The organism is Sutterella sp. KLE1602 (genome assembly GCF_001578585.1).
Classification (GTDB): domain Bacteria; phylum Pseudomonadota; class Gammaproteobacteria; order Burkholderiales; family Burkholderiaceae_F; genus Sutterella; species Sutterella wadsworthensis_A.
In genome coordinates, this window is sequence record NZ_KQ968566.1 from 408 (window position 1) to 12,212 (window position 11,805).

The following is an 11,805-nucleotide window of genomic DNA, read 5'->3' on the forward strand; positions in this document are numbered from 1 at the left end:
CGATTTCGGAGGGTGTAAAACAAAACCCGCTGTCTGGTAAACAGCGGGTCTTGGAAAAGGAGATAGCGATGAAACTCACAATCACCTCGCTAATCTCTACTGACATCATAGCACACGGCTTTTTGCTGGACATCCCCGAAAGGTGGATTCTGGTGGGGCTGGTACTAGTTGTCATTAGGGTGACAAGACGGTAAGCGCAGCCGCAAGGCATTTGTGAACCGTTCGGGATCGTGTTGATAAAGCACGATCTCGCACTCTTTTTTCTACGGACAAGGTGGCTCTGCGTTAAATCGCAGGCTCCGAATCCACAATCGCCCGACAGGGGACCATTCCCCTACGGGTGAATTGTGTCCCCTGAAGGGTTTCTTTTAATCCTTAAGGAGGACATTATGTCGAACAACGTTAAAACGAGCACGAGTGAAGCCGCCGCCAACTGCGTAGCACTTCCCCAGGACTATCTGACTAAGAATTTGGTGATTTTTTACCTGTTCTTCCGACAGTGGACGGGTTCCGTCGCCATGACTCGCGCCGATTATTCGGACGGGATCAAGGACGGTACGCTGCCGCCTGACGAAGTGACGGCAAATTACGGCCAGAAGAGAGTCATCGACCCGAAGCATCTGAGAATTTTCGAAACGCTCAAAAAGCGCGCCGAAACGGTTCTGAATGACAATGGGTTGCCGTTCTGCAAGGGCTATGCCATTCCAGTCGACAAGGCCCAGGAAGTGGCGGATGCGATCAGAGTCATTGCCGAGGACTACAACGCCAAGCGCGATGAGTTCGTTCGGGACATGCCTCAGCGTTGTCAGGAATGGATCAATCAGAATCCGGCATTTGCCGCGAGAATGGTGGTCCCAAGTCCTGTCGTGATTGCAGAGCGCATCAATGCGGACTTCTCACTCTGTCAGTTCATGCCGGTGAACGCAACCATCGACAAAACTGGTTCTCTGAATCGAACTGTCGGCGGTTTGTTCGAAGAAGTGCTTCGCGACATTTCCAAGCGGTCAAAGTTGCTTCTCCATCGTTCGGTTGTTGGCAAGCAACCAGAGGATCTTTCTCAGAGAACCCTCTCGACCCTGAAGGTCATGCGTGAAAAGCTCACGAGTCTTCAGTTCCTCAACAGCGGCGTTCGTCCGTTGCTTGAGCTTCTGAATCGTCTTCTGGCGATCATGCCGACCAAGGGAAAATTCTCGATGCAGCAGTTCAACATCCTTTCGGGGGCGTTGGGTCTGATGTGCGATGAATCACTCCTCAATGAGGTCGCCACCGGTCGTTTGACGCTCGACCAATACATCAGCAATTCGTTTGGGACCACCATCATGCCGATGTCGAATCCTGATCCCGTACTGTTGAATGCAACGCCCGTTGCTTCGCAGCCCGAGACGGCTTCGATGTTTGTGATGACCCCGACTGCCGATGAAAAGACCGAAGTGACTGCACCGACGAATGTTGTTGCAGAAACTGAGGCAACCGCAAAGGTTGAGGAAGTGACCAAGGAAGCTGAAAAAGCCCCCGAAGCGACTGTTCTTGACCCGACCGGACTGGATGATGTGGATTCCGTGCTGGCTTCCTTCTTCGGATCGCCTTCCGAAGAAGCGAAGGTGTCCGAGTCCGAACATGAAGAATCGACTGAAGAGGTTTCGACCAATTCTGTTGAGGAAAACATGCTCGACGAAGATGTCCCGCCGGCCCCGCCCGTCATCCATCTCTCGGCTTTCTAACGAAAAGCTGTTCAACAACCTCCCGCGCTTGCGAGAACCTTCTCGCAACCGCGGGGTGTGTTCTCAATGGTGCGGGTTCCTTTTTGGAGTTCATAACCATGAGAATGCAATCTGACTTTCTTAAAAGCCTTCCCATTACCGCTGGCATTATCGGTAACAAGCTTGGCGTCGAAGTCTGCATAGGCAACTGTGCGAAGACCGACGGTCAAACCATCACGTTGCCTGCGACGCTCGATGAGCGCGACATCTCACGCAACGAACTATTGGGTTTCCTCATTCACGAGGCTGCTCATGTTCGCTTCACGAAGATGTTTAAGCACAGCGAGTTGTCCAACTTGCTTGCACAGTGTCCCATTGCGTTTTCGTTGCTCAACTGCATCGAGGACGCACGCATTGAGAAACTGATTTGCAAGGAGTATGCCGGTGCGAGATTCCTCCTCGATCAGGCTCATGAATCGGCATTGGTCGAAATGTGCTCACCCGAGTACAAGTGGAATGCGCCGACCGCACTGGGGATGTACCTTCTGCTCCGCTGTGAACAGTCGTACCACCCGGAGGTCACGCCGACCACGGACGCCGTGCGCAACAAGTTCGTCCAATTCTTCGGCGAAGACATTGCCAAGGCTGTCGATAAGGAGCTCGAATGTTTCCCGAAACTGACATCCACCCGCGACGTAATCAAGTGCGTCAACCGCATCATTGCTCTCTTGCAGTCCAAATTGGACGACATGAAGCAGGATGCACAACAGGGCGGACAGTCGGGTTCGGGGCAGGAGGACTCGGAAAACGACAAAGCCGGTGAACAGCAAGGTTCATCCGGCCAGTCCAATGCCTCTCAAAGCTCGGACGGCGGTTCTTCCCAACAGAACTCTGGCGACGGCAACAGTTGCGCAGGTTCTCAGGAAGGTTGTTCGGGTCAGGAGTCGAATGCAAATTCGTCTGCTGAATCCAATGATGGCGACGGCAATTCATCAAGCTCGGCTGAACAACAGCAGAGCGGGGAGAATGGCTCCGCCACTACCGATGACAAAGCTGGAGCAGGCAAGAAGAAGGGCACAAAAAAAATCGAGCGGTCTCTTACAAGCACTTTGAGCAATCGTTGCCGCATCGACGAGTCGTTCGATTTGTCGAAGGCGATCCAGAAAAAGCTCAATGAGCTCAAGAAAGATGACCCCGATGCTGCAGGTTGTGGCAGTTCAAGCCCGACAACTTATGGCAAGGTTGTGCCGCCGATGACTTACATCCCGTCGATGGAAAATCGACAAACCTTGAAAAAGGGCAATGAAAGACTTGCAAGGGCGAAGATGGACAGCGTGGTCGCTCGCAGAGCGCTCCTCGGCATCCTTCAAGCCAAGTCACGCGAAGGTGTCTACACGGCCAATTCCGGACGTCGCATCCAAGTCTCGCGTCTATCTCGTTTGACGACGGGATCGACGAAGATCTTTGAGCGTCGCGAGGAAGTGCCGGCCATTGACACGTCGGTCAGCCTGCTCCTCGATCTTTCGGGTTCGGTGGGTAAGGCAGACGACATGGCCATCCGTGCTGCACTGGCACTGATTTATGCCATGCAGTCGATTCCAAAGACGAAAGCGGCGCTCACGGTTTTTCCAGGGTGCATCGGCCAAAGGGGAGAAGCGTGCGTCACGATGATCCCCTTTGGAAGCAAGCCGGAAAAGTATGCACACGGCATCGGCTCACTGACGTCTGGGGGAAGTACGCCGTTGGCGGAAACCCTCGTACAGACGTGTGTCGAGCTCTCCAAGCGACATGAGCATCGAAAGATCATCATCGTCGTGACGGATGGGTGTATCAATGAAAACGCAAGAACCATGCTTGCAAAAGTGGCCAAAAGCGGCATGACGCTCGTCGGCATCGGTGTAGGCCAACACTTGGCTTCAAATTTCTTCAGTGAGGCCTTCCCGATCAGTGCTGTTATCAAGGATTTTTCTGAACTTCAGAATGCCTTGATGAACATCAGCAAGCAGGTTCTTCTGCACAACAACTGAGACTCCTTTTCGAGTCGCGGTCTTTTCTTTCTTTAACCCCGTGGGGAAACGGATCCCCATGGGGGTGAAGTTCCCCGCATCTTCAACTATGGAGTTTCAAATGTTGAACTATCGTTCTTTCGCTCAGGTCATTCTGGTTGGTGTGTTGGGTCACAACGCCCAGGTCCGTCAAACCAAGTCTGGTTCCGCCATGCTCACCTTCTCGGTTGCCACCAAGTCGTCTGTCAAGCAGGCGACCGGCGGCTATCAGACGGTGACGACTTGGCATGACTGCCTGATGTTCGGTCCCCGCTCGGAAAAGCTCGCATCCGCCCTTCTCAAGGGAACGGTCGTGAGCCTTCAGGGCAGCCTCAACTATCGCGAAGTGGAACTGAAGAACGGCTACAAGGGCAAGACCTGTTCGATCCTCGTCGAGGACGTGCAGATTCTTGCAGAGGGCAAGGCTCAGGCTCCGGCTAGAGCTCAGACCGCCAGAACTGCCGGTGCGCCCGCACAGGCTTCTGGAGCGCCGGATGAAGTGGTTTACGCCGCGTCTTCCGGCATGGTCTCCGAAGACGAGATCCCTTGTTAACTTCAAATCGACCGTAGGTCGATTGCCCTTTGGGGACGCATATCCCCGAAGGGGCATCACTGTGTCCCTTTTTTCGTTGATTCCCTTCAGGGGTTTGACATCCCTTGAAGGGTGCCACGCCTCTTGAAGGAATCGACTCAATTCTTTTCAAGAGAGTGAGAAAAATGTCACAGTACAAGATAGATGCTGAAGTGGTGTTGAAGGCGGCCTCCGGGCGTTGGGACGAAGTGTTGAGCAGTCTTGCTCCCGCACTCCGACCAGCACTCAAAGCCGCCCCAAACCACGTTGCCTGCCCGATCCACGGCGGAGAAAACGGCTTTAGATTCTTCAAGGACTATAGAGTGTCCGGCAGTTGCATCTGCAATACCTGCGGAGCATTTGACGGCATTCATATTCTGATGGCGGTCAACAGCTGGAACTTCTTCACTGCGCTGAAGGCGGTCAACGATTTTCTGCGGGTGCCGGAAGGCATCTCGCCGGAGTCTCAGATCGAAACAATCGACGGCAAGGTGACGTTCATCGGGATGAGCAAGCTCAAGAGCGGCAGTTCCTGTTTCAACGTCGTGCTGAATCTCCAAGACGGCACAGAGAGGAGACTTTGGGGCAAGGATCTGCAAAGAGCCTGCGCTGAATCCGAACTCGCCGTTGGAGATAACGCTCGTCTTTCTTTGCTCGGCACGCGTACGTTCACGTACAAAGGCCGGGAATGCCAGCAAAAGCTCTGGTCGGCAAGAAAGATGCCGTCGGACCGCGAGCTTGAGGAAAAGGCGCAGAAAGCCAACGATGAGGCACTTCGCAGAGCGAATGCCATCAACGACAAATGGATTTCTGCCAATCCTGTTCGCTCGTATGAGGCGTCTCAGAAGCCGCTTCTGACGTATCTGGCCAATCGCGGGATCACCCCTGCGAGAGGGTCCAGAATCCTCAGAAACATGCGCTTTCTGCCCGCTGAGACCTATGTGGATGAGCACGGAAAGACTGTCGGGAAGTATCCCTGCATGGTCTGTGCGGTTCGTAACGTGGAGGGGAAACTCATCACGCTGCACCGCACCTACCTAACTCAGGATGGCGTGAAATTGGCGGGCTACGGTCCAGCCAAGAAGCTGATGGCTCTGCCCGAGGGTGAGACCATCAATGGGGCCTTCATCAGTTTTGGTGAAGTGAACAAGGAGGACGGCATTCTCTGCATTGCTGAAGGAGTCGAAACGGCTCTTTCGGTCGCAGTGGCTACCGGCTATCCGTGTGTCTCCTCCATCTCTGCGCATGGGATGACTGCTGTCGAACTGCCGGAAGCCGTCAAGGCTGTCTTTATCTTCGCGGATAGGGACAAGTCGCAGACGGGGCAGAACGCAGCAATCAAGCTTCGAGACCGTCTCCTCGAATCCGGGATTCCGTCAGTCATTTGTCTGCCGAGTCCCGACATGCTCGTGTTGAATGAAAAGGGGGTTGATTGGAACGACGTCATCAGACTTCGTGGACCGTCGGCCTTTCCTTTCTATCGCGAGCTCACGTGTGAATCTTTCTAACTGAATTCTTCAGGCAGGACGCTTCACTTTCATCATCAACCCAAACGGGAAGATCCAACTTCCCGTAGGGAAGATGGGTTTTCCTCGCTGGGCAACTTCCAAAAAGGAAAACCAAAATGTCGTTCAATACGAATCATCATGACTACTCCAAGCTTCTCGCAAACCTTTCGGCACGTCTCGAACGTTGCTTGAAGGCCGAACCGGAAGTGGATCATCGTCATGAACTTGCGCTCATCAGTGCTGAAGCGCAGATCATCAACCGCCATCTCCTCGATCAATTCATCGCGAGCCTCGACAACGAGGACTCCGAAGACTTGGCCGAAGCGAGCAATGCGGCGGGCAGACTGGCTCACATCGCGTACAACCATACGCTCAAAGCCTGAAGTCCGACTCTTGTCGAAACCGTCTTTCGTCGTCCCATGGACGACGGGAGACGTATCAAGGGAGATTGATGATGCAATGCACTGGTGCAGTAGCAATCAGAGAATCCGTTCGAGATTTTTCGAACGAACTTCTCAGGCTTGAAACCGATCCCTGCCGCATCGAACGCGTCAAAACGCTTGCGAACCAAATTCGCAATCTGATTTTGCACGCGTCCGTTAACAGGGAACCGCTCTTGGATGAGGCTCGATGTTGCGCAGAAATGCTCAACCGTTTGAGCCGACTCAAACGGAGGTGAGGAATGGCGATACGTTCATTTCTGCACCCCGGTCTGGAACGGTTTGCGAGAACCGGAGACACCTCAGGCATCGTGGCACAGCACGCGCCGAAGCTCAATCAACTGCTCGCGCAGTTGTCATTTAGCGGCGGTTCGTCTCTACACCTGAAACAGGTCCCTGGTTTTCACTCGGTCAAGCTGAAATTTCAAACCGAACTTTATGCGGTCAAGGTCAACGCAAGCTGGCGTCTGATTTTCCGGATTGAAAACGGTGAGATTTGTGATTTGGATTATGTCCAGTATCACTAACCCAACAGAGAGAAGCTGCTGATTTCGCAGCCGATCTTTGTTTCGGACGCAATGTCATGCGTTCGACCCGCGCAAGCGGGGATCCTTCTTGTCAACCCTATGGGGATGCCTTCCCTATAGGGATTGGTATCCCCTTCCATTGGAGATAGCACTATGAAAGAAGAACTCTACCGTGAGTTCGAGCGCGTTTGTACGCTCTTCTTCGAAGATCTGGACAGATTTGTCCAAACTTCCGAAGCGGAAGTCAAACCTATGCTGTTCGATGACCTGCGTCGTCTGACGCCTCTGGCTCAAGACGAGTACGGCAAGCGCGATCCTGTTTTTCTCAAGCAGCTTCGCAACCGCCTGCCGCCCGTCGACGTGAGTCACGCTCTCTGGGATCGCCTGATCTGGGATTGCCATTTCGCTGAAACTCTGCTCGATCAACTTGACAGCCATCCAGTTGCCAAGAGGATTGTCGAAGAGTTCCGGCAGAAGGCACGAATAGCTGTCGATGCCATCGACGCTGCGGGCTATGGCGCAATGGATGAATTGGATCAACCGTTCTTCCGAGTGCCTTGAAAACGAGACTACGATGCCGCTCAGACGAGCGGTAGTCGTCATTCCTATCCACCCTGACGGGGACATCAATCCCCGCACGGGCATGGTGTCCTCTTTTCTTTTTGGAGAACATCATGGTTCAAGTTGACTTTTGCAATCCTGCCAACAACGAGACGCCCTTAGCGTCACTCTCATTTCTCGTACATGCCCATCTCGAAACCATTTCGGGCTGGGTTGAGGACTTTGAAATGGGCGCTGTGGCGGCTGCAAAGAAGTCTGAGGCATTCGATGTCGCACTCAATCACGATTGCGATTGGGAAACCTACGACGCGATGCAGGTAGATTGGAGCTTTGCAGAAACCATCCTCAAAGCTACGTCCGGTCTGAAGCTAGGTGATTCGCTCATCGAGCGTCGGCTTCGCGACGATCTCATCGCGCTCGCTGCTTTAGTGCGCGTGATGACGACGTTCTTCGAAGTCGTATCTGCCGACATTGCCGCCTACATTCACGACTGATTTTTTTGTTCAACCCGTTGGGGCCACATCCCCGACGGAGATGCGGCCCTCTTTTCCAGGAGTCGCATCATGGGTTACTACTCGGATGTTTCACTCGTCCTCAAGAAGGACGACTTTCCCAGACTTCAAGCCCTTTCTTCCGTATGCAAAAGCGACTACGTCGCCTATGCCGATGACGTCAAGACGTTCACGCGTCGGGACGGGAAGGACTGGGTTCAATTGATCTGGGACGCTGTCAAATGGTATCCGGAGTTCGATGAGGTCAAGGTCATCCAAGACTTCATTGCCGGCGTTCCGCATGAACTCATCGTGCGCGGCGAGGACGGCGATCTCGATCATGAGAACTCGACCAGTCTTCCTGACATGTTTTGGGTTTAACGACCAAAGCAAATTTTTCAACCCTTATGGGGACATCAATCCCCGTGCGGGCGAGATGTCTCCTCTCTCTTTGGGAGGTATCTCAAAATGTCTGAAGTCGTTGCTGAAAGCGTGCAAACGCAATCCGACGGAACGCTTTGGGCCATCACGGTGCAAACGGTCGACGAAGGTGATTTCGGTTTCGAAGTTGAGTCTCAGGTCAAAGATCCGGATTCGATTTCGTGGAGGTCGCTCGATGTCATCGGACCCTTCAAACGTCTCGTAGAGGCGATTGAGGAGGCCGAACGTCTGTACCGAGGGCACAAGTTGCTACTCGTTTAACTTATCACCCCTTGGGGAATGCTTCCCCGAAGGGGTGGTGTTCCCCTTTTTTTCCCAAAGGAGAACATCATGTTCCAACTTCAAGAACTCGACCAGATCAAGGCCGCCGTCGACAAGCTCGATCATTGGGAAATCGTCATGCCGTCCGCAACGGACGATGACGAGCTCCAATTCGAGCTGACGCCAAGCGTTTCGTTCTACGACGCCAAGATCATCGTGTCCGTCACCAGCTTCAACGCCTTCGCCAAGGAGGTTGTCGCGCTGGCCGATGGATTCGACCCCGACTACGAGGCCAGCCTCTGGATCGGGCCGGATGGTCATGGTGCCAACGGTGCCCCGTATCACATCCGCGACATCTTGGATGACATGGATGCCGTCCAAAGTGCGTACAACGAACTGGCTGACGCCTTCCGTCCGTTTGTGACTGAGTTCTGATTCTTTTCTTTCTTGCAACCCTCTGGGGAACTTCTTCCCCAAGGGGCAGGCGTTCCCCTTTTTTATTCCTTAAAGGAGAACACAATGCTTGATAGTCAGTACATCCGTTACGATGCAACTCGCAACCGGAAAATTTCCGTTCAATATCAGGATTTCTTCGACGAAACTGCAATGCAGGATGTCGTGTATTTCGGCCTTCGAATCTACACGCGCAACGATTCTGTTGCAGAGATCTTTGGTGTTGAGACGGCAAAAGACGACGCTGTTGTGCGCGTAGCTCATCTCGAAGCCCTTCGCAGAGGGGATCACGTCTTCTTCATGGAGTTCGGTCGCCATTCCGGTGAGTGGTTTAGACTTCATCAGACGCGACCGACTCGGAGTTGGGATTCAGCGTGCTGTGGCATCTGCATCGTTCCTCGCGACAAGTGGCTCGATGCCATGCCCCGCAAGACGTATGCGAAGACATTTGTCTTCAAGACGCTTTGCAACGCGTTCAATGAGCGCGTGACGGGCATTCTCAATGGCTGGATCTATGAAGCTATCGTAACGTTTGAAGATGGTGATTCGTTCTCAATGGCAAACTTTCTCAGTCCCGAAGAAGCTCTTGAATGTGCGATGTCCGAGTATCCGGACATCAAGTATTCCGAGTGGGATTTCGAGTGCGAGCAAGTCTACCGGTTGGCAACGAAAACAACTTCTCTAGCGGCTTAAGTGGCCAACGGAGAGGTTGACACTGTCGCCATGTGATTCAGTTCGCAAGAACTGCCTGCTCAAAAGGCGCACACTTCCCGAAAGGGCGGTGATGCGCCTTTTGGCGTTTTTGGGGACCGCTACGTTTTAAAGTCCGAGATTCCATTGATCTCTATAGAGCCCGACCCAACCTCTGCCCTTTTCGTGGTAAGGAACGGCTTTAAGTTTGGCCTTCTGTACATCCGTGAGAAAAGATGCTGTCAGAATCTCCATAGGCAATATGTAATCCGCCCATTTTTGCATCGCCTCGATGCGCATGTCCATGAAGTCGTCGCGCAAATAGGAACGCGTGGTGGCGTTAGGGCTAACGGCGTGCATGAGTGACAATTCGGCGACCTCGGACGAGATGTTGTTGCGCGCACACCAGTTCCTAAAGTTAGACCTCGTGCCATGAAGACTGGTACAAACCGTTCCCATGAATTTGCGAACATTGTCCTTGTGTAGTTTAGTGCCGTCGTTTCTTAAGAAAATGAGCGTTGAGGAATTGGTATTGAGATTTCGTATTTCATTAATAATCCAAAGGGCTTGCTTTGAGAGTGGAATTATAAAAGGATCTCCCTTTTTGAACTTTTTTCTCTCTTTTGGCAAGACGATTGTGTTGTTGTTTAAATTAATTTCTGTCCAAGAGAGGTCGCAACATTCATTGACTCTCGTCGCTAATACAACGGTTAGCATGATCATCAATGGAAGTAATGCTTCAGGGAACCACCAATGCCATACCGCCATAAGTTTGAGAAAGTGCTGTAACTCTTCATTTGTTGTGCAGCGTTGATGTTGTGTTTCATGTATTTTTCCATAAGGAGGAAGATACATATCCAAGTTTTGTTTAAAAACAGCAGGATTGTCGCCCTTATATAATCCTTCTTTTTTTGCATAAGCAAAAATAGATTCAAGTACAAGACGCAGTTTTAATGCTGTAGGGGGTATTCTCATCCACAAAGGTTTGAGAAAGTCGGCAATGTCTTCTGTTGTTATCTTGGCAATGGGCATATCGCCCAAGACCGGCATAATGTATGTGTATGGCAGATGAGTATATTTGCGTTTTGAATTTGCTCCGTGCAATTGTTTTGCATTTAAAATGATAGGGAGTAGTTTGTCATAATATTCATGTAATGTGACGGTTTTACGTTCAATTTCTTTTTTATTGTCGTCGCGAACTTCCTTTGGGTCTAGTCCCTGAATAAGCAACAGGCGGCATTGGGCGGCCTTCTGTTTAGCTACTGTAAGAACTTCTTTTGAAAGAGCGCCGAGGTATATCTCCCGTCGCTTCTGTGCGAACGTGTAGATGAATGAAATGTAGCGACGAGCGTCTCGTACGATTAGGTAAAGGTTGTCTTCCAGACGATACTTCCCGGGCGGGAGTGTTCTCATCTCTTTGAGTGTGTACATAACTCAATCTCTCCAACAAAACGGATGACTGATGGCGTGCCCCCTCAGATTGCCCCACAGGACTTCGATGATCCATCAATGCCACAGGAGAACGGAGGGAGAACTCAAAAGTGATGATACAAGGGGTAAGCCTGTTAGACAGGCGAAAGCGGCCGAGAAGAGAACCGCATCGGAACTCGAAAATGTTTGGATACTATTTTTTCGAAAATAAAGTCGTGGATTATGCAAAGGGCGCCCTTACAGGTGACTGGGGCGACGTCTGGGGCGTTGCAAAGGGTTGATGTACAGTTGTCTTCGACTTTATTGACGTACGCTGTGGCTTGACTGTGCGACATAAAAAGCTCCTGTTTCGGGAGCTTTTTTATTATTATGAGATTGTACTCGAAAAAGAACAGTCTTTCTACAAGATATCATCTGGACGGTTCGCCCTTCGGCAGCGTTCCTCAGAGCGTGCCTGCCCTCAGTTCTCTTCCTAAAAGCGGAAAAAATACACACTAAGGAAGCTCTTCAAAACCCCTGTTCCCGAGTCGAATTGAACAAAATTGTTCCGTTCGGTTTTTCTTTGCAACGTCAAAAAATGGTGTTTTTTTGCCATCAAAATAGTATAATTCTATTGTGTAGACGTTTACGATCTTGTAACGCTATGGAAGAATTGTTTAATGGTCAATTGAGCTTTGCAGACATTG

14 protein-coding genes are annotated in these 11,805 nt (G+C 51.7%); 13 read left to right on the top strand and 1 reads right to left on the bottom strand.

All coding sequences use genetic code 11. The features are described 5' to 3' along the window. From HMPREF3036_RS12345 to HMPREF3036_RS09525, 13 genes are all read left to right on the top strand, one after another. On the top strand, window positions 1–194 hold a 194-nt coding region (locus tag HMPREF3036_RS12345; protein ID WP_231853619.1), incomplete at its 5' end, for a hypothetical protein. A 195-nt stretch (window positions 195–389) separates the two neighbouring features. Next, window positions 390–1,721, top strand: coding sequence for a DUF3150 domain-containing protein (locus HMPREF3036_RS09470; protein ID WP_062333950.1), 1,332 nt, complete (start codon window positions 390–392; stop codon window positions 1,719–1,721). Between the two features lie 98 nt (window positions 1,722–1,819). Further along, a complete protein-coding gene (locus HMPREF3036_RS09475) occupies window positions 1,820–3,727 on the top strand; it encodes a vWA domain-containing protein (RefSeq protein WP_062333955.1) in 1,908 nt (635 codons plus the stop codon). Window positions 3,728–3,827: 100 nt separating this feature from the next. Then, window positions 3,828–4,298 carry a single-stranded DNA-binding protein gene (locus HMPREF3036_RS09480; protein WP_197457977.1) on the top strand — a complete coding sequence of 157 codons (471 nt, stop codon included), beginning with the start codon at window positions 3,828–3,830 and terminating at the stop codon, window positions 4,296–4,298. Between the two features lie 164 nt (window positions 4,299–4,462). Beyond that, complete coding sequence (locus HMPREF3036_RS09485; RefSeq protein WP_062333961.1) at window positions 4,463–5,824, top strand: toprim domain-containing protein; 1,362 nt, start codon at window positions 4,463–4,465, stop codon at window positions 5,822–5,824. Between the two features lie 116 nt (window positions 5,825–5,940). Continuing rightward, on the top strand, window positions 5,941–6,207 hold the full coding sequence (locus tag HMPREF3036_RS09490; RefSeq protein ID WP_062333963.1) for a hypothetical protein: 267 nt from the start codon (window positions 5,941–5,943) through the stop codon (window positions 6,205–6,207). A 299-nt stretch (window positions 6,208–6,506) separates the two neighbouring features. Further along, on the top strand, window positions 6,507–6,791 hold the full coding sequence (locus HMPREF3036_RS09495; RefSeq protein ID WP_062333966.1) for a type II toxin-antitoxin system RelE/ParE family toxin: 285 nt from the start codon (window positions 6,507–6,509) through the stop codon (window positions 6,789–6,791). 153 nt (window positions 6,792–6,944) lie between these two features. Next, window positions 6,945–7,352, top strand: coding sequence for a hypothetical protein (locus tag HMPREF3036_RS11960; protein WP_156469812.1), 408 nt, complete (start codon window positions 6,945–6,947; stop codon window positions 7,350–7,352). 113 nt (window positions 7,353–7,465) lie between these two features. Next, window positions 7,466–7,846 carry a hypothetical protein gene (locus tag HMPREF3036_RS09505; protein WP_062333971.1) on the top strand — a complete coding sequence of 127 codons (381 nt, stop codon included), beginning with the start codon at window positions 7,466–7,468 and terminating at the stop codon, window positions 7,844–7,846. A gap of 69 nt (window positions 7,847–7,915) precedes the next feature. Further along, window positions 7,916–8,224 (top strand): hypothetical protein, encoded by a 309-nt coding sequence (locus HMPREF3036_RS09510; protein ID WP_062333974.1) that lies wholly within the window; start codon window positions 7,916–7,918, stop codon window positions 8,222–8,224. 87 nt (window positions 8,225–8,311) lie between these two features. Next, the gene (locus HMPREF3036_RS09515; protein ID WP_062333977.1) at window positions 8,312–8,545 is read left to right on the top strand and encodes a hypothetical protein; all 234 of its coding nucleotides are present in this window, start codon (window positions 8,312–8,314) and stop codon (window positions 8,543–8,545) included. 69 nt (window positions 8,546–8,614) lie between these two features. Then, on the top strand, window positions 8,615–8,980 hold the full coding sequence (locus tag HMPREF3036_RS11965; protein WP_156469813.1) for a hypothetical protein: 366 nt from the start codon (window positions 8,615–8,617) through the stop codon (window positions 8,978–8,980). A gap of 84 nt (window positions 8,981–9,064) precedes the next feature. After that, a complete protein-coding gene (locus HMPREF3036_RS09525; protein ID WP_062333981.1) occupies window positions 9,065–9,691 on the top strand; it encodes a hypothetical protein in 627 nt (208 codons plus the stop codon). 126 nt (window positions 9,692–9,817) lie between these two features. Here the strand turns inward: HMPREF3036_RS09525 and HMPREF3036_RS09530 are convergent, their stop codons facing one another. Beyond that, the gene (locus HMPREF3036_RS09530; protein ID WP_062333985.1) at window positions 9,818–11,119 is read right to left on the bottom strand and encodes a tyrosine-type recombinase/integrase; all 1,302 of its coding nucleotides are present in this window, start codon (window positions 11,117–11,119) and stop codon (window positions 9,818–9,820) included. Window positions 11,120–11,805: the final 686 nt, after the last annotated feature.